Source organism: Stenotrophomonas sp. X (assembly GCF_055721025.1).
In genome coordinates this window covers 3154965-3173625 of record NZ_CM146756.1, presented here as the reverse complement: position 1 = coordinate 3173625, position 18661 = coordinate 3154965, and the positions used below count along the sequence as shown (strand labels likewise).

Below are 18661 nucleotides of genomic sequence, written 5' to 3'. Positions count from 1 at the left end.
CGTCAGTCGCCGTGCGAAAGGATCTGGAAGCCGCGATGCAGTTCGGCATCGCGGGCCTTCTCGAAGGCGTGGCGGGCGTCGTCGGCCTGCAGGAACAGCTCGCGCCGCAGCTGCGAGCGGCTGCCGACGCGGCCGCTCTCGCGCAGCAGCTCCCAGCCGCCGAACAGGTCCGGCTGCAGGCTCAGGCGCAGGAAACGCGGTGCCTGCGCACCGGCGTCGGGATGTTGCAGGTAGACGTGCATGGCGCCGATTGTATCGTCCCGGGGCAGCACGGACCTGTAGAGCCGAGCCCACGCTCGGCTGCGCTTCATGCCGCAGCACAATCCGTCAGCGCCGGGCCATGCCCGGCGAACGCGGAAAGGTCAGCCCGCGCCCAGCACCTTCAGCACCGCCGCTTCATCCACGTCCGGCACCACTTCGGCGCGGCCCATGCCGCGCCACAGCACCAGGCGCAGGCGGCCGGCCACATTCTTCTTGTCCAGGCGCATGCGGCCGAGCAGGGCCTGCGGGTCCAGCCCGGCCGGGATCGCCACCGGCAGGCCGAGGCGTTCCAACAGTGCCTGCAGGCGAGCGCGGTCGGCGTCGTCGGCCAGGCCCAGGTCGGTGGACAGCTTTGCCGCCAGCACCATGCCCACCGCCACGGCTTCGCCATGGTTCAGCGCATCGCGGCCAGGAGCCGAGTAGCCCTGCTCGGTCTCGATGGCATGGCCGAAGGTGTGGCCGAGATTGAGCAGGGCACGCTCGCCCTTCTCGAACGGATCGCGCTCGACGATGGCGGCCTTGTGCCGGCAGCTGCGCGCGATGGCTTCGGCCAGCGTGGCATCCTCGCCGGCCAGCAGCGCATCGGCATGCTGCTGCAGCCATTCGAAGAACACCGCATCGCCCAGCGCGCCGTACTTCACCACTTCGGCCAGGCCCGCGCGCAGTTCGCGCGGCGGCAGGGTAGCCAGCACGCGGGTATCAGCGATCACCGCACGCGGTGGATGGAACGCGCCGACCAGGTTCTTGCCGGCAGGGATGTCGACCGCGGTCTTGCCGCCCACCGACGAATCGACCATCGCCAACAGGGTGGTCGGCAGCTGCACGCAGTCCACGCCGCGCATCCAGCAGGCGGCGGCAAAACCGGCGAGATCACCGACCACGCCGCCGCCGAGGGCGAACACGCAGGCGTCGCGGGTGGCGCCGAGCGCGGCCAGCGCTTCGATCGCACGGCCGAATTCGGCCAGCGTCTTCGAGGCTTCGCCGGCGGCCAGCACGTGCTCGCCGACGATCAGGTCGGGGCGTGCGGTCAACAACGTCTGCTTGACCGACGCCATATAGCGCGGAGCCACTTCGCTATCGCTGAGCAGCAGCACATGGCGGCCGCGCACGTGTGAAACCAATGCAGCGCCATCGGCCAGGGCACCGGCGCCGATGGTGATGGAGTAGGGGCGATCGCCGCCAACGGCGACCTGCAGCAGGGCGGGGGAAGTCATGCGGTCATGTCCTGGCGCTGCCATTGCGTGGCCAGCTTGACTACCAGTTGGGCAGTCGCGTCGGCAGCGGTATACGGGTCGGTATCGAGGGTGAGGTCGGCCAGTTCTCGGTACAGCGGGTCGCGCTGTGCGGCCAGATCATGCAGTACCTGCTCGCGGTCCGGGCGCTGCAGCAGCGGCCTGCCCTTGTCGCGGGCCAGGCGTTCCAGCTGCGCGGCCACGCCGACCCGCAGGTAGACCACGAAGCCGCGCCGGGCAATCAATGCGCGGTTGCCGGGGTCCAGCACCGCGCCGCCGCCGGTGGAGACCAATTGGCCGCGGCCTTCCAGCACGCGGGCCAGGGCCTGCCGCTCATGGCTGCGGAAGCCGGCTTCGCCGGTGTGCTCGAAAATGGTCGGGATGCTGGCGCCGGCGGCATCGACGATGGCCTGGTCGACGTCCACGAAGTCCAGCGTGAAGCGCTCGGCCAGGCGGCGGCCGATGCAGGTTTTGCCGGCGCCCATCGGGCCGATCAGGATCAGGTTCGGAGCAGGATTCATGCCCTGTGATGCTAACACCTCCGTGCCCTGGCCTTTACGTCCTTCACGTCAGGGTAGCTGTTCCTGCGGGGTTTCCCGCGCCAGCCGGAGTACAGGCCATGACGGTCGCCAAGGTCATCGAAATCACCGCCTCCTCGCCGAAAAGCGTGGAGGACGCCGTGCGCAGCGGGCTGAAGAAGGTCTCCGAGACGGTCAAGGGCATCCAGGGCGCCTGGGTGAACGAGACCAAGGTGGTCACCAATGGCAGCGGCGAGATCACCGAGTGGCGGGTCAACCTGCGGGTGACCTTCCTGGTGGAGTAGCCGCGCTCAGCGCACGGCCTGCACCTGCCGCTGGCCGTCCAGGACCACGACGTGGTCGGCGAGCGTGGGAAGCGTGCGCAGTGCCTGCCGACTGACCCGCTCGTAGTACTGCACGAAGCGCTCCAGCTGTGGCCGGCTCATGCCGTGCCGGCCCGGCTGCGCGGCCTGCAGGTTCTGCTCCTGCTGCCAGCGCCAGCGCGGTACCACCGAGAAGTCCGGCGGCTGAAGGAACCATAGCCGGTCGCAGCGCTGCCACAGCGCCGGGTAGTCGCGGGCCAGCGCCTGGTTGCACCAGCGCCGCCAGCGGCCATCGGCGTCGGCCTCGCGCTCCAGCGCGTTCAACGGGCTGTCCAGCGCGATGCCATCCTGCGCGGGCGTGCCCAGGAACCAGCCTTCGAACACCAGCAGGTCCAGCGGTTGTTGCAGGCGCGGCCATTGCGCTTCTGGCAGGCGTTCGTCGGCCAGCTTGTCGAAACGCGGCATCGCGAAGGGCTGCCGCGCGGCCACCGCATCCAGCACTGCGTGGGCCAGCGGCAGGTCATGGGTGCCCGGCGGGCCCCGGGTGATCAGCAGTGGATGCACCTGGCGGGCAAGCCGTTGGCGCTGTGCGCGGGTCAGGTAGACATCATCGATCGACAGCGTGGCCGCGTTCAGGCCGCGCGCCTGGGCACGGGCCACGACCTGCGCGGCCAGCGTCGATTTGCCGCTCCCCTGCAGGCCGCTGATCGCCAATACTGGAACCGCTGCGCTGCTGCCCAGCGCATCATCGAGCGCCTGTTCGGCCAATGTTTCGGGGAATCCTTTCACCTGGGGCATATACGCAGCAGCGGCCATGCAGCCACAATAGCCCAATCCGTGTGAGAAGAACGCAACCATGAGCGACCTGTACGCCGAAGCCCTGTCCACGTTTGCCAGCCTGTTCGAAGAGGCCAGGCAGAGCCGCGAGGTCGAGCCGAACGCCATGACCGTGGCGACCTCCGATACGCACGGCCGTCCCTCGGCGCGCACCGTGCTGCTGAAGGCGTTCGATGAGCGTGGCTTCGTGTTCTACACCCACCTGGACAGCCACAAGGGCCGGGAGCTGCAGGCCAATCCGCAGGCTGCACTGCTGTTCCTGTGGCGCAGCCTGCGCGAGGCCGGTATCCAGGTGCGCATCGAGGGTCGCGTCGAGCAGGTCGCCGATGCCGAAGCCGATGCCTATTTCGCCAGCCGTCCGCGCATGAGCCAGATCGGCGCGTGGGCCTCGCAGCAGTCGAAGACGCTGGCCACGCGTGAGGAGTTCGATGCCCGCGTGGCGGAGGTCGAGGCACGTTTCGACGGCAAGGACGTGCCGCGTCCGGACGGCTGGAGTGGTCTGCGGGTAGTGCCTGACCGTATCGAATTCTGGTACGGCGCGCAGTTCCGCCTGCACGAGCGCTGGTGCTATGAAGCCGGTGCCGAAGGGCGCTGGAGCAAGCGCCTGCTGTATCCGTAAGGCTGGCCGGTGCAACGCCTGCCGCTGTACCGCGTGGTGGTGTTCGTGCCGTCGGCAGCACTGGACGCAGTGAAGCAGGGCATCCTTGCGGTGGATGCCCTGGCAGGGGGTGACTACGAGCACGGCATGTGGTGGTCGGCGCCGGGGTTCGAGCAGTTCCGCCCGCGGGTGGGTGCGTCGCCCGCGCAGGGGGAGGCGGGGCGCACCGAAGTGGTCGACAGCGTGCGCCTGGAGTTCTGCCTGCCGCGTGATCCGCAGCGGTTGCAGCGCATCTTCGAGCAGGGCATCGTGCCGCATCATCCATGGCGGATGCCGGTGGTGCAGGTGGAGGAGATCGAGCTGCTGCTGGCCGGCGGGCTGCAGTTGTAGAGCCGAGCCCATGCTCGGCTGATGTTTCCGCACGCGCAGCCGAGCATGGGCCCGGCTCTACAACCCCTCCGCGCGCAGCCAGCGCCATAGCGTGGTGCGTGATACGCCCAGCGCCTGTGCCATGCCCTCGCGGTCATTGCGATGTTCCTGCAGCAATGCTTCCAGCTGCGCACGCGGCGGGCGTTTGCCGTTGCTTTCCAGTGGCAGTGCCGTCGCGCCTTCGCTTGTCAGCTCGGGTGCAAGCTGCAGCAGTCGCGCGGCATCAATAGACCCTTCAGCCGGCTGCCAGTGGATGCGCAGGCGATCCACCAGATTGCGCAGTTCGCGCACGTTGCCGGGCCACTCAGCGGCGGTCAACATTGCCATCGCAGCTTCGTCCAGTGGCGCGTCGATGCCGCGCAGCTGGCGGAAGAAGTGCTGTGCCAGCAGCGGAATGTCCCCGCGCCGGGCACGCAGCGAGGGCAGGGCGATGCGCAGCGCCGCCAGCCGGTAATACAGGTCGCGACGGAAGCTGCCTGTTGCTGCGCGCTGCTCCAGCGATTGCAGCGTGGCGGCTACCACGCGCAGGTCGACCGGCGTCGGTTCGGTGGCGCCCACGCGCAGCACTTCACGTTCTTCCAACACCCGCAGCAGGCGGGTCTGCAACGGCAGCGGCAGTTCGCCGATCTCATCCAGGAACAACGTACCGCCATCGGCGGCCTCGACCAGGCCCACGCGACCACCGCGCCGTGCACCAGTGAAGGCACCATCGCTGTAGCCAAACAGTTCGGCTTCCAGCAGTGATTCGCTGATGGCGCCGCAGTTCAGCGCCACGAAGCGCCCGCGACGGCCGCTGGCGGCGTGCAGTTGACGCGCTACCAGTTCCTTGCCGGTGCCGGTTTCGCCGGTGACCAGCACCGTGCTGTCGTGCGGTGCGTAGAGCGCGATTTGAGCGCGTACCTGCGCCATCGCGTCGCTGTCGCCGAGCAGTTCGTGCGCGTCGCTGCGTACTGTCGGGCGCCGGCGCAGGGGCGGCCGGCTGCCCGTGGAGCGGGCCAGGGCCTGGGTCAGCTCCAGCGCATGTTCGAACGCCTGCCGCACCGAGTCGGCCGAATAGAGCAGCACGCCGGGCAGACCGGCCTGCTCGGCATGGTCAATGGCCATGCCGGTGCCGACGATCACCTCAATGCCGTTGGCACGCAGGTCGGCAATGCAATCGCGTGCGTCCTCGCGGGTGACGAAGCGACGGTGCTCGATCTCCAGGCCGAAACTCTGCTGGAAGTTGCTGAACACCGGTACGTCGCTGGCGTGGGTGACCAGGCCGATGCGGCTGGCGATCCGCCGCGCGCGCGCCAGTGCTTCCATCAGGTCGAAGCCGTTGGCCTGGATCGGCACCAGTGGCAACTCCAGCCGCCCGCGCAGCCAGGCCGCATTGGAGCCGCCGGCGATCACTACGTCGCAGTGCTCGCGGCGCAGCCGTTGGCCGATCACGTCCACCGCTTCCTCGAAGCCGAGGTTGATCTGCTCGATGCGCGCACGGCGGTCGAACTCGGGAATGACGTCGCCCAACAGGCCGGTCAGGCGAGAGACGCTGACCGTCCAGATCACGGGGCGACCGGGGTCGGCGTCGGCATGGCGCAGGGGTGAGCGGGGCGGGTACATGGCGGCGGGAGGTCGACGGGATGTTTCATGATACATCCGTTTCAATGTTTCATATGTTTCACTATCGCGTGGCGGTCGTCCCCGTGAAATCAACGGCTTGCAGCTTGGCATGGGGCTTGCGCTGTCTGTCCCGTACTTCAACCTGGATCGCCGCATGACCGCTTCCGCCCCTTTCTCCGCCGGTGCCCGCTTCCGTGAGGCGCTGGCTGCCGAATCGCCCCTGCAGGTGATCGGCGCCATCAACGCCAACCACGCCCTGCTGGCCAAGCGCGCCGGCTTCCGCGCCATCTATCTGTCCGGCGGTGGTGTTGCCGCAGGCTCGCTGGGCCTGCCGGACCTGGGCATCAACACCCTGGAAGACGTGCTGGTGGACGTGCGCCGCATCACCGATGTCTGCGACCTGCCGTTGATGGTGGACATCGACACCGGCTTCGGCCCGAGCGCGTTCAACATCGCGCGCACCGTGAAGTCGCTGATCAAGGCCGGCGCGGCCGCCTGCCACATCGAGGACCAGGTCGGCGCCAAACGCTGCGGTCACCGTCCGGGCAAGGAGATCGTCTCGCAGGGTGAAATGGTCGACCGCGTGAAGGCGGCCGCCGATGCCAGGACCGATCCGGACTTCTTCCTGATCGCGCGTACCGACGCCATCCAGGTGGACGGCGTGGACAAGGCCATCGAGCGCGCCATCGCCTGTGTCGAGGCTGGTGCCGACGGAATCTTCGCTGAGGCGGCCTACGATCTGGACACCTACCGCCGCTTCGTCGACGCGGTGAAGGTGCCGGTGCTGGCCAACATCACCGAATTCGGTGCCACCCCGCTGTTCAGCCGCGATGAACTGGCTTCGGCCGGTGTTGCGATCCAGCTGTTCCCGCTGTCGGCGTTCCGCGCGGCCAACAAGGCGGCCGAGAACGTCTACCAGGCGGTGCGCCGCGATGGCCACCAGCGCAATGTGGTGGAGACCATGCAGACCCGCGAGGAACTCTACGACCGCATCGGCTACCACGCCTTCGAGCAGCAGCTCGATGCGCTGTTCGCCGCCAAGAAATAAGCAGTACCCTGCACCATCAAGTTTCGGAGGGAAACATGAACGATACGACCGCAACCCCGACCTTCAAGCCGAAGAAGTCCGTCGCCCTGTCCGGCACCGCCGCCGGCAACACCGCGCTGTGCAGCGTGGGCCGCAGTGGCAACGACCTGCATTACCGTGGCTACGACATCCTGGACCTGGCCAACACCAGCGAGTTCGAGGAAATCGCGTACCTGTTGGTGCACGGCAAGCTGCCGACCCGCGCCGAGCTGGTTTCGTACAAGGCCAAGCTGAAGTCGCTGCGTGGCATCCCGGCCGCGGTGAAGGCCGCGCTGGAAGAACTGCCGCCGTCGGCACACCCGATGGACGTGATGCGCACCGGTGTGTCCGTGCTCGGCTGCGTGGCGCCGGAGAAGGATGACCACAACCATCCGGGCGCGCGCGACATTGCCGACAAGCTGATGGCCTGCCTCGGTTCGATGCTGCTGTACTGGTACCACTGGAGCCACAACGGCCGTGCCATCGACGTGGAAACCGATGACGACTCGATCGGTGGCCACTTCCTGCACCTGCTGCACGGCGAGAAGCCGCAGGAATCGTGGGTGAAGGCGATGCACACCTCGCTGATCCTGTACGCCGAGCACGAGTTCAACGCCTCGACCTTCACCTGTCGTGTCATCGCCGGTACCGGCAGCGACATGTACAGCGCGATCTGCGGTGGCATCGGCGCACTGCGTGGCCCGAAGCACGGCGGCGCCAATGAAGTGGCGTTCGAAGTGCAGAAGCGCTACGACAATCCGGATGAGGCCGAGGAAGACATCAAGGCCCGCGTCGAGCGCAAGGAAGTGGTGATCGGCTTCGGCCACCCGGTCTATACCGTCTCCGATCCGCGCAACAAGGTGATCAAGGACGTGGCCCGCGAGCTGTCCGAAGAACAGTCGAGCATGAAGATGTACGACATCGCCGAGCGCCTGGAATCGGTGATGTGGGACATCAAGAAGATGTTCCCGAACCTGGACTGGTTCAGCGCCGTCAGCTACCACATGATGGGCGTGCCGACCGCGATGTTCACTCCCCTGTTCGTGATCGCCCGTACCGCCGGCTGGAGCGCGCACATCATCGAGCAGCGCATCGACGGCAAGATCATCCGCCCGAGCGCCAACTACATCGGTCCGGAAGACCGCGACTTCGTCGCCATCGACAAGCGCGTCTGATCCACCTGCTGTCCCCATCCGGCCGGCCCTGTGCCGGCCGGGTGCTTTCGCCGCCGCATTGCCGGCACCCGGCCCGCCTCAAGCATTCCGCCAGCCCATGAATACCGATTACCGCAAGAACCTCCCCGGCAGCACGCTGGACTATTTCGATGCGCGCGCCGCCGTCGATGCGATCCAGCCCGGCGCCTACGCCACGCTGCCGTACACCTCGCGCGTGCTGGCCGAGAACCTGGTGCGCCGCTGCGATCCGGCCACGCTCGGCGACTCGCTGAAGCAGTTGATCGAGCGCCGCCGCGACCTCGATTTCCCATGGTTCCCCGCGCGCGTGGTCTGCCACGACATCCTCGGCCAGACCGCACTGGTTGACCTGGCCGGCCTGCGTGATGCGATCGCCGACAAGGGCGGTGACCCGGCCAAGGTCAATCCGGTGGTGCCGGTGCAGCTGATCGTCGACCACTCGCTGGCGGTGGAGTGCGGTGGTTTCGATCCGCAGGCGTTCGAGAAAAACCGTGCGATCGAGGATCGCCGCAACGAAGATCGTTTCCACTTCATCGACTGGACCAAGCAGGCGTTCCAGAACGTGGACGTGATTCCGCCGGGCAACGGCATCATGCACCAGATCAACCTGGAGAAGATGTCGCCGGTGGTCTACGTGCAGGACGGCGTGGCCTTCCCGGATACCTGCGTGGGCACCGACAGCCACACCCCGCACGTGGATGCGCTGGGCGTGATCGCAATCGGTGTGGGCGGCCTGGAAGCCGAGAACGTGATGCTCGGTCGTGCCTCGTGGATGCGGCTGCCGGACATCATCGGCGTCGAGCTGACCGGCAGGCCGCAGCCGGGCATCACCGCCACCGACGTGGTGCTGGCGCTCACTGAATTCCTGCGCAAGGAGCGCGTGGTCGGCGCGTACCTTGAATTCTTCGGCGAGGGGGCGGCGGCACTGACCATCGGTGACCGCGCCACCATCTCCAACATGTGCCCCGAATACGGCGCGACCGCCGCGATGTTCTACATCGACGGGCAGACCATCGATTACCTGCGCCTGACCGGCCGCGAGGAATCGCAGGTGGCACTGGTAGAAAACTATGCGCGCACCACCGGGCTGTGGGCTGACGACCTGGCCACCGCGCAGTACGAGCGCGTGCTGCGCTTCGACCTGTCCAGCGTGGTGCGCAACATGGCCGGCCCGTCCAACCCGCACAAGCGCGTGGCGACCGCCGAGCTGGCCGAGCGCGGCATCGCCGACGAGGCCAAGCTGGCAGCGGGCAGGGCCGAGCAGGCGCAGGGCCTGATGCCGGATGGTGCGGTGATCATCGCCGCCATCACCAGCTGCACCAACACCTCCAACCCGCGCAATGTGATCGCTGCCGGCCTGCTGGCACGCAAGGCCAACGAGCGCGGGCTGCTGCGCAAGCCGTGGGTGAAGTCCTCGCTGGCGCCCGGCTCGAAGGCGGTGCAGCTGTACCTGGAAGAGGCCGGACTGCTGCCGGACCTGGAAAAGCTGGGCTTCGGCATCGTCGCCTTCGCCTGCACCACCTGCAACGGCATGAGCGGCGCGCTCGATCCGGCCATCCAGCAGGAGATCATCGACCGGGACCTGTACGCCACGGCCGTGCTGTCGGGCAACCGCAACTTCGATGGCCGCATCCACCCGTATGCGAAGCAGGCGTTCCTGGCGTCGCCGCCGCTGGTGATCGCCTATGCCATCGCCGGCACCGTGCGCTTTGACATCGAGAAGGACGTGCTGGGCGTGGACGCCGACGGCAACGAGGTGCGCCTGAAGGACATCTGGCCGAGTGATGCCGAGATCGACGCCGTGGTCAAGGCCGCGGTGAAGCCGGAGCAGTTCCGCCGCGTCTACAACCCGATGTTCAATGTGCGCGTGGAGCATGGTGCCGCGGTCAGCCCCCTGTACGACTGGCGCCCGCAGAGCACCTACATCCGCCGTCCGCCGTACTGGGAGGGCGCACTGGCCGGTGAGCGCACGCTGTCGGGCATGCGCGCGCTGGCGGTGCTGCCGGACAACATCACCACCGACCACCTGTCGCCGTCCAACGCGATCCTGGCCTCCAGTGCCGCCGGTGAATACCTGGCGAAGATGGGCCTGCCCGAAGAGGACTTCAATTCCTACGCGACCCACCGCGGCGACCACCTGACCGCGCAGCGCGCCACCTTCGCCAACCCGAAGCTGTTCAACGAGATGGTGCGCAACGACGATGGCAGCGTGAAGCAGGGTTCGCTGGCGCGCGTGGAGCCGGAAGGCAAGGTGATGCGCATGTGGGAGGCGATCGAAACCTACATGGACCGCAAGCAGCCGCTGATCATCATCGCCGGTGCCGACTATGGCCAGGGCAGCTCGCGTGACTGGGCCGCCAAGGGCGTGCGCCTGGCCGGCGTGGAAGCGATCGTGGCAGAAGGCTTCGAACGCATCCACCGCACCAACCTGATCGGCATGGGCGTGCTGCCGCTGGAGTTCAAGCCGGGCACCACCCGCCTGACCCTGGGCATCGATGGCACCGAGACCTTCGACGTGATCGGCGAGCGCACCCCGCGCGCCGAGCTGACCCTGGTCATCCACCGCCGCGACGGCCAGGACGTGATCGTGCCGGTCACCTGCCGCCTGGACAGCGACGAGGAAGTGGCGATCTACGAGGCCGGTGGCGTGTTGCAGCGCTTCGCGCAGGACTTCCTGGAAGGCGCCAAGGTGGCGTAAGGCAACCGACGGCCCGGTAACGGGCCGTCTTTCATTGCAAGGGATCTTTCATGGCATTTCTCCCGCAACTCCGTATTCCCGCCACCTACATGCGCGGTGGCACCAGCAAGGGCGTGTTCTTCCGCCTGCAGGACCTGCCCGACGCCGCGCAAGTGCCGGGCGCCGCACGCGATGCGCTGCTGATGCGCGTGATCGGCTCGCCTGATCCGTATGGCAAGCAGACCGACGGCATGGGCGGCGCCACCTCCAGCACCAGTAAATGCGTGATCATCTCCACCGCCTCGATGCCGGACCACGATGTGGACTACCTGTACGGCCAGGTCTCGATCGACACCGCCTTCGTCGACTGGAGCGGCAACTGCGGCAACCTCAGCACCGCGGTGGGGCCGTTCGCGATCGCCAACGGCCTGATCGATCCGTCCCGCGTGCCGCGCGATGGCCTGTGCACCGTGCGCATCTGGCAGGCCAACATCGGCAAGACCATCATCGCCCACGTGCCGATGCGCGATGGCGAAGTGCAGGAGACCGGTGATTTCGAGCTGGATGGCGTGACCTTCCCGGCCGCCGAGATCCAGCTGGAGTTCATCGATCCGTCCGATGACGGCGATGCGGGCGCGATGTTCCCGACCGGCAACCTGGTCGACACCCTGGACGTGCCGGGCGTGGGCAGTTTCGAGGTGACCATGATCACCGCCGGCATTCCGACCATCTTCCTCAATGCGACCGACCTGGGCTACACCGGCACCGAACTGCAGCCTGCGATCAACGAGGACAAGGGGGCGCTGGAGCGCTTCGAGAAGATCCGCGCCTACGGCGCCTTGCGCATGGGGCTGATCAAGAACCTGGAAGATGCGGCCACGCGCCAGCACACGCCGAAGGTGGCCTTCGTGGCAGCGGCGCAGGATTACGTGTCGTCCAGTGGCAAGGCCATTCCGGCCTCGGCGATCGACCTGCATGCACGTGCGTTGTCGATGGGAAAGCTGCACCACGCGATGATGGGTACCGCTGCCGTGGCGATCGGCACCGCAGCAGCGATTCCGGGCACGCTGGTCAATCGCGCGGCCGGCGGTGGCGAACGTGAAGCGGTGACCTTCGGTCATCCCTCGGGCACGTTGCGCGTGGGTGCGCAGGCCGGTCTTGTTGACGGCCAGTGGACAGTGACCAAGGCCATCATGAGCCGCAGTGCCCGCGTGCTGATGGAAGGCAAGGTGCGGGTGCCGGCCGAATAGTGCTCTGGTAGATGCCAACTTGGTTGGCATGCAAGCGCCAACCAAGGTTGGCGACTACCGGGACGCACGGCCTGACCTGCTTTCCGGCGAGGAGATCGACGATGTCCCACAACCACACCCCATCCAACGAGCGTGCAGCGTGGGATGCGCTGCTGGTGGGCATCGTCGACTACGTGCGCGACGCGCGCATCGACTCACCCCTGGCGTTCCAGACCGCGCACCACTGCCTGCTCGACACGCTGGGCTGCGGCCTGGAAGCGCTGTCCTTCCCGGCCTGCAGCAAACTCCTTGGTCCACTGGTGCCGGGCATCAGCGTGGTCAACGGCGCGCGCGTTCCGGGTACGCACTACGTGCTGGACCCGGTGCAGGCCGCCTTCAACATCGGCGCGATGGTGCGCTGGTTGGACTTCAACGATACCTGGCTGGCGGCCGAATGGGGGCACCCTTCGGACAACCTGGGGGGCATCCTTGCCGTCTGCGATTGGCTGGGGCGCAACGCGCAGGCCCTGCGGCGCCCCCCGCCGACCGTGCGCGACGTGCTGCTGGCGATGATCAAGGCGCACGAGATCCAGGGCGTGCTGGCGCTGGAAAATTCCTTCAACCGGGTCGGGCTGGACCACGTGTTGCTGGTCAAAGTGGCCACCACCGCCGTGGTTGCGCAGCTGCTCGGCCTGGATCGCGAGCGCATGCTCAATGCGTTGTCGCTGGCCTGGGTCGATGGCCAGTCCCTGCGCACCTACCGGCACGCACCCAACACCGGCTCGCGCAAGAGCTGGGCCGCCGGCGACGCGACCAGTCGTGGCGTGCGCCTGGCGCTGATGGCGGCCAGTGGCGAGATGGGCTACCCCAGCGTGCTCAGCGCGCCGACCTGGGGCTTTGAAGCGGTGTCGATGCATGGCAAGGCACTGACGCTGGGGCGACCGCTGGGCAGCTACGTGATGGAGAACGTGCTGTTCAAGATCAGCTACCCGGCCGAGTTCCACGGCCAGACCGCGGTGGAGGCGGCCATCACGCTGCACCAGCAGTTGCGCGCGATGGGGCGGCGGGTCGAGGACATCGCGCATATCGCGATCCGGACCCAGGAGGCCTGCATCCGCATCATCGACAAGCAGGGCCCGCTGCATAACCCGGCCGACCGCGACCACTGCGTCCAGTACATGGTCGCCATCGCGCTGCTGCACGGGCGGCTGGTGGCCGAGGATTACGAGGACGACGTTGCAGCTGATCCGCGCATCGATGCCCTGCGGGCGAAGATGGCCTGCCATGAGGATCCGCAGCTCAGCGCCGACTACCTGGACCCGGGCAAGCGCAGCATCGCCAATGGCCTGGGCGTGCGCTTCAGCGACGGTACTGAGCTGCCCGAGGTACTGGTGGAGTACCCGCTCGGCCATGCCCGGCGCCGGGAGGAAGGCATTCCGCTGCTGATGGACAAGTTCCGCCGGCACCTGGCCCACCGCTTCCCGACAGTCCAGCAGCAGCGCATCCTGGCGGCATCACTGGACCCGGTAGCGCTGGCGGCAATGCCGGTGACCGACTACGTGGACCTGTACCTGCCGGGGTAGGGCCGCTCTGGTAGAGGCCAACCTTGGTTGGCATGTGGGGGGCGCCAACCGAGGTTGGCGGCTACCGGGTCCCGGGCGGAACCGGGTTTCCGACCGCCGGGGCGCCAACGCCTTGACGCGGCCTGCTTATAATGACCACCTCGATCAAGGAGTGACGACATGAGCGGTCCGGCACGGCGGAAGCGGTGGGGATGGGCGGCGGCGGTACTGGCAGGAGGCCTGTTGCTGGGCCTGGCCGGCTGCCGCAACGACAGCGGGCAGTTGCCCAAGGCCAGTGGCGAGGCGATCACCACCAAGGCCGAGCAGGTGAAGGAATTCACCCTGCTGCGCGCCTACCCGGACCAGAAGAATGACGGCCTGTCGCTGGCGCTGGAGTTCTCGCGCCCGCTGGTCGGCACCCAGGATTTCGACACGCTGGTGCGCTTCGAGGAGAAGGTCGGCACCGAAGACAGCAGCTGGACGCTGTCCGATGACGGCCTGACCCTGCGCTACCCGTTTGTCGAGGCCGGCAAGGAGTTCAGCCTGGTGGTCTCGCCGGACCTGCTGGCCGCCGATGGCAGCCGCCTGGGCAAGGAACTGAAGCAGAAGGTGTTCAGCGGCGAGCTGAAGCCGGTGGTTGGCTTCGCCTCGCAGGGCAGCGTGCTGCCTGCCAAGGACAGCCGTGGCCTGCCGGTGGTCTCGGTGAACGTGCCGGAAGTCGACGTCGAATTCCTGCGCGTGCGCGAGAAGGACCTGCCGACCTTCTTCAGCCAGTACCAGCGCGGCGGCCGCCGTGGCAGCTGGGAGCTGAGCAGCGACTACGAGCGCAGCCCGATCAACAAGCTGGCCGAGCCGGTCTACGTCAACCGCTTCATCCTTGGCGGCAAGCAGAACGAGCGGGTGCTGACCTACCTGCCCACCCAGGACATCAAGGAACTGCAGGAGCCGGGCCTGTACTTCGCCCTGCTCAAGCGCACCGGTGACTACGAGGGCGAGTTCGATACCGCGTTCTTCTCGGTCAGCGACATCGGCCTGCATACCCGCGCCTACAAGGACAAGCTGTTCGTCCATACCGCCGGCCTCAAGGACGGCGCGCCGCTGAAGGGCATCGACCTGCGCGTGCTCGACGCCAAGGGCGAGGTGGTGCTGAAGGGCAGCACCGACGGCAACGGCAATGCGCTGCTGAACTACACCCTGGATGCCACCCACGTGCTGGTCGCCAGCAGTGGCAAGGACACCAGCTTCCTGCCGTTCAACCAGCCGGCGCTGGACCTGAGCGAGTTCGCCGTGGCCGGCCGCGACAACGCGTGGTTCGATGTCTATGCCTGGTCCGGGCGCGACCTGTACCGCCCCGGCGAGACCGTGCGCCTGTCCGCGTTGCTGCGCAACAACGACGGCAAGCCGGTCAAGGCGCAACCGGTGTTCCTGCGGCTGAAGCAGCCCGACGGCAAGACCTTCCGCGAGACCCGCCTGCAGCCAGGCGACCAGGGCTACATCAATTTCGAGCAGGTGATCCCCGCCGAGGCGCCGACCGGCCGCTGGCAGGTCGAGTTCCGCACCGACCCGGCCAGCAAGGAAGCGATCCAGGGCATGACCCTGCGCATCGAGGAGTTCCTGCCCGAACGCATGAAGCTGGACCTGGACAGCGCGCAGAAGACGCTGAAGCCGGGTGAGGACCTGCGACTGCAGGCCAATGGCGCCTACCTGTATGGCGCACCAGCCGATGGCAACCGCTTCACCGCACGCATGGCGGTGGCCGCCGAACAGAAGCCGGTGGAAGGCCTGCCGGGCTATTTCTTCGGTGACCCGACCCTGCAGCTGCCGCGCGAGGCCAAGGACGTGATCGACACCACGCTGCCGGCCAATGGCCAGCTGCGCGAGGATGTGGCGTTGCCGGAAGAGGCCGCCAAGGCCAAGGCGCCGATCGCCGTGGTGCTGTCCGGCAGCCTGTATGAAACCGGCGGCCGCACAGTCACCCGCACCCTGAAGCGGGTGATGTGGCCGGCCAATGCGCTGGTCGGCGTGCGGCCGCTGTTCAATCCCGAAGACGGCGCCGATTCCAACGGCAACGCGCGCTTCGAGCTGATGCGCGTGGATGCCGCTGGTACGCCACAGCCGGCCAAGGGCCTGAAGATCACCCTGGTGCGCGAGCTGCGCGACTACCACTGGACCTTCAACGACAACCGCTGGGATTACGATTTCACCCGCCGTTTCGAGAACAAGGAAACCCGAACCGTCGATGCCAGCAACAGCGCGGTCGCCTTTGATTTCCCGGTGGAGTGGGGCGAGTACCGGGTGGACGTGTTCGATCCGTCCACCGGCCTGACCAGCCGCTACCCGTTCCGTGCCGGCTGGAGCTGGGGCGATGACAACCGTGGCCTGGATGCACGCCCGGACAAGGTCAAGCTGGGCCTGGACAAGACCGGTTACAAGGCCGGTGACACCCTGGAGGTGACGGTGACCCCGCCGCACGCCGGCAAGGGCATCCTGATGGTCGAGACCGACCGCATGCTGTACGTGCAGGACATCGAGGCCAAGCCGGGGTCGACCTTCAAGATTCCGGTCACCGCCGACTGGGAACGCCACGACGTCTACATCACTGCGCTGGTGTTCCGTGGCGGCAGTGCGCCGAGCAAGATCACCCCGGCCCGTGCCGTGGGCGTGGTGCATGTGCCGATGGACCGCAAGGGCCGCACAGTGGCCGTCGGCCTGGTCGCGCCCAAGCAGATGCGGCCCGAGCAGGACCTGCCGGTAACCGTCAGTGCGCCGCAGCTGGCCGGCAAGACCGCGCACGTCACCGTTTCGGCGGTGGACGTGGGCATCCTCAACATCACCCGTTTCCCGGTGCCCGACGCCGGTGCACACTTCTTCGCCCAGCGTCGCCTCGGTATCGATGCCTACGACATCTACAGCCGGGTGATCGAGAGCTTCGATGGTGGTAGCGGCAAGCTGAAGTTCGGCGGCGACATGGCGCTGCAGGCATTGCCGCAGGCCAAGCGCCCGACCGCGCGCGTGCAGACCGTGGACCTGTTCTCCGGCCCGGTACAGCTGGATGCCAAGGGCAATGCCCGCATCCGGCTGAAAGTGCCGGACTTCAACGGCACCCTGCGCGTGTCGGCGCTGGTCTACAGCGATGACCAGTACGGCAAGCGCGACGTGGAAACCATAGTGCGCGCACCGATCCTGGCCGAAGCCAGCATGCCGCGCGTGCTGGCCCCGGGCGACCGCAGCACCGTGACCCTGGACGTGCAGAACTTCACCGGCAAGCCGGGCCAGTTCAACGTGAAGGTGGAAACCGAGGGCCCGTTGAACCTGGGCGAGGGCAGCCGCAGCGTGCAGTTGAATGCCGACGCCAAGACCACGCTGAGCTTCCCATTGTCGGCACGCGAAGGCCACAGCGTGGCCAAGGTGAGGGTGCGGGTGGACGGCAACGGCTTCAAGGCCGATCGCCGCTACGACCTGCCGGTGCGTGCGGCGTGGCCGCAGGTGCTGCGTTCGCAGGTGCGTACGCTCGATCCACTGGCGGCGGTCAGCCTCGACAACAGCCTGACCGATGGCCTGATGTCCGAGTCGGTCAATGCCCGCCTGCTGGTCAGCCCGCTGCCGCCGATTCCGTTCGCCAGTGCACTGCAGGGCGCGCTGAACTATCCATATGGCTGTGCCGAGCAGACCACCAGCAAGGGTTACGCGGCGCTGATCCTGGACCAGGCGACGTCGTCGATGCTCGGTGCCGACGGCCTGGATGCCAAGACCCGTCGCGAGCGCATGGAAGGTGCGTTCGGTCGCCTGGCGTCGATGCAGGTGGCCAACGGCAACTTCTCGATGTGGGGTGACGACGGCTACGTGAACCCGTGGCTGACGCCGTACATCACCGAGTTCCTGCTCGATGCCAAGGACGCCGGTTTTGCGGTGCCTGACAACGTGCTGCAGAAGGCGCTCAACCGCCTGAGCGAGGATCTGCTGTCCGGCGGCAATCAGTTCTACGGCCAGGATGACCGCGAGAAGCTGAAGTTCGCCAACCAGGCCTATTCGGGCTACGTGCTGGCCCGGGTCAACCGTGCGCCGCTGGGTACCCTGCGCACGCTGTACGACAACGAGCGCAGCAAGGCGGTGGGCGGCCTGTCGCTGGTCCACCTGGGCGTGGCGCTGTCACTGCAGGGCGATGCCAAGCGTGGCCAGGCCGCGCTGGCGGCGGCCTTCGCCAAGTCCAGCAGCGAGCGCCCGTCGTACTTCGGCGACTACGGCAGCGCGATCCGCGATGACGCGCTGATGATCGCGCTGACCCACGAGAACAAGTTGGCCAAGCCGGCCTGGGACGCGCGCGCGGTCGACCTCGGTCGTGGCCTGGATGCGCGCCGCAATGCCGGCTGGATGTGGCTGAGCACGCAGGAGCAGGTGGCGATTGCCCGCCTCGGCAAGGCGCTCGCCGCCAACCAGAAGGCGCTGGTAGCCGGTGAGCTGGTGATCGGTGGCACCACCGAAGCGATCGCCGAGCGCAAGCTGTTCGGACGCAACTTCAGCGCCAGCGAGCTGGCCAGTGGCGTGCGCTTCACCCCGCAGGGGCAACCGCCGATGTTCGCCAGCATCGACGTGGCCGGTATCCCGCGCAGTGCACCGGCACCGGACAACAGCGTAGTGGGTATTGAACGCAGTTACTTCGGTACCGATGGCAAGCCGTGGTCGCCGCGTCCGCTGAAGGAAGGCGAAGCGCTGATCGTGCGCGTCACCGTCACCGCCGACACCACGATGCCCGATGCACTGCTGACCGACCTGCTGCCGGCGGGCCTGGAGATCGAGAACTTCAACCTGGGCGATGCCAAGCAGTGGGCCGACGTGGTGGTCGATGGCATCACCATCAGCGACCGGGGTGAGGCCGCCGATACCAAGCACGAGGAGTTCCGCGACGACCGCTACGTGGCTGCGCTGAAGCTCTCGCGTGGCAGCAAGGCCAACGTGTTCTACCTGGTGCGCGCGGTGACCCCGGGTACCTACTCGGTGCCGCCGCCACTGGTGGAGGACATGTACCGGCCGCAGCTGCGCGGTGTCGGCCGCAGCAACCCGACCACGATCACGGTGGTACAGCCGTGACCGCGCGGACGGGCCGCGACGGCGCGGCCCGTCCTGCTGGCAACCC

The 18661-nt window shown here is 67.4% G+C and carries 14 protein-coding genes; 9 read left to right on the top strand and 5 right to left on the bottom strand.

What is annotated here, in order from left to right:
• Positions 1–2: 2 nt before the first annotated feature.
• The 3 genes from ACZ75I_RS14745 to ACZ75I_RS14735 all read right to left on the bottom strand — a co-directional run bounded on the left by ACZ75I_RS14745 (position 3) and on the right by ACZ75I_RS14735 (position 2014).
• The gene (locus tag ACZ75I_RS14745) at positions 3–242 is read right to left on the bottom strand and encodes a WGR domain-containing protein (RefSeq protein ID WP_053498927.1); all 240 of its coding nucleotides are present in this window, start codon (positions 240–242) and stop codon (positions 3–5) included.
• Positions 243–362: 120 nt separating this feature from the next.
• Complete coding sequence (gene aroB, locus ACZ75I_RS14740) at positions 363–1475, bottom strand: 3-dehydroquinate synthase (protein ID WP_154351239.1); 1113 nt, start codon at positions 1473–1475, stop codon at positions 363–365.
• A complete protein-coding gene (locus ACZ75I_RS14735) occupies positions 1472–2014 on the bottom strand; it encodes a shikimate kinase (RefSeq protein WP_061478864.1) in 543 nt (180 codons plus the stop codon). The genes aroB and ACZ75I_RS14735 overlap by 4 nt, the downstream gene beginning before the upstream one ends.
• A 98-nt stretch (positions 2015–2112) precedes the next feature.
• Between ACZ75I_RS14735 and ACZ75I_RS14730 the strand changes: the two genes are divergently transcribed.
• The gene (locus ACZ75I_RS14730) at positions 2113–2316 is read left to right on the top strand and encodes a dodecin family protein (protein WP_005410663.1); all 204 of its coding nucleotides are present in this window, start codon (positions 2113–2115) and stop codon (positions 2314–2316) included.
• Positions 2317–2322: 6 nt separating this feature from the next.
• Here the strand turns inward: ACZ75I_RS14730 and ACZ75I_RS14725 are convergent, their stop codons facing one another.
• The gene (locus ACZ75I_RS14725; protein ID WP_346476792.1) at positions 2323–3150 is read right to left on the bottom strand and encodes a kinase; all 828 of its coding nucleotides are present in this window, start codon (positions 3148–3150) and stop codon (positions 2323–2325) included.
• Between the two features lie 40 nt (positions 3151–3190).
• Here ACZ75I_RS14725 and pdxH point away from each other — a divergent pair, with 40 nt between their 5' ends.
• A complete protein-coding gene (gene pdxH / locus ACZ75I_RS14720; protein ID WP_061478862.1) occupies positions 3191–3790 on the top strand; it encodes a pyridoxamine 5'-phosphate oxidase in 600 nt (199 codons plus the stop codon).
• 9 nt (positions 3791–3799) lie between these two features.
• Positions 3800–4159: a YqfO family protein gene (locus ACZ75I_RS14715; protein ID WP_472958157.1), complete on the top strand. Its 360-nt coding sequence runs from the start codon at positions 3800–3802 to the stop codon at positions 4157–4159.
• Positions 4160–4216: 57 nt separating this feature from the next.
• Here ACZ75I_RS14715 and prpR read toward each other — a convergent pair whose 3' ends face one another.
• Positions 4217–5800: a propionate catabolism operon regulatory protein PrpR gene (gene prpR / locus ACZ75I_RS14710; protein ID WP_472958156.1), complete on the bottom strand. Its 1584-nt coding sequence runs from the start codon at positions 5798–5800 to the stop codon at positions 4217–4219.
• A gap of 154 nt (positions 5801–5954) precedes the next feature.
• Here prpR and prpB point away from each other — a divergent pair, with 154 nt between their 5' ends.
• The 6 genes from prpB to ACZ75I_RS14680 all read left to right on the top strand — a co-directional run bounded on the left by prpB (position 5955) and on the right by ACZ75I_RS14680 (position 18615).
• Positions 5955–6848 carry a methylisocitrate lyase gene (gene prpB / locus ACZ75I_RS14705; RefSeq protein ID WP_088496824.1) on the top strand — a complete coding sequence of 298 codons (894 nt, stop codon included), beginning with the start codon at positions 5955–5957 and terminating at the stop codon, positions 6846–6848.
• Positions 6849–6883: 35 nt separating this feature from the next.
• Positions 6884–8041, top strand: coding sequence for a bifunctional 2-methylcitrate synthase/citrate synthase (gene prpC, locus ACZ75I_RS14700; protein ID WP_049413436.1), 1158 nt, complete (start codon positions 6884–6886; stop codon positions 8039–8041).
• Positions 8042–8138: 97 nt separating this feature from the next.
• Positions 8139–10757: a Fe/S-dependent 2-methylisocitrate dehydratase AcnD gene (gene acnD / locus ACZ75I_RS14695; protein WP_472958155.1), complete on the top strand. Its 2619-nt coding sequence runs from the start codon at positions 8139–8141 to the stop codon at positions 10755–10757.
• Between the two features lie 50 nt (positions 10758–10807).
• Positions 10808–11986, top strand: coding sequence for a 2-methylaconitate cis-trans isomerase PrpF (prpF, locus tag ACZ75I_RS14690; protein WP_472958154.1), 1179 nt, complete (start codon positions 10808–10810; stop codon positions 11984–11986).
• Between the two features lie 101 nt (positions 11987–12087).
• Positions 12088–13548 (top strand): bifunctional 2-methylcitrate dehydratase/aconitate hydratase, encoded by a 1461-nt coding sequence (locus ACZ75I_RS14685; protein WP_472958152.1) that lies wholly within the window; start codon positions 12088–12090, stop codon positions 13546–13548.
• Positions 13549–13707: 159 nt separating this feature from the next.
• Positions 13708–18615, top strand: coding sequence for an alpha-2-macroglobulin family protein (locus ACZ75I_RS14680; protein WP_472958150.1), 4908 nt, complete (start codon positions 13708–13710; stop codon positions 18613–18615).
• Positions 18616–18661: the final 46 nt, after the last annotated feature.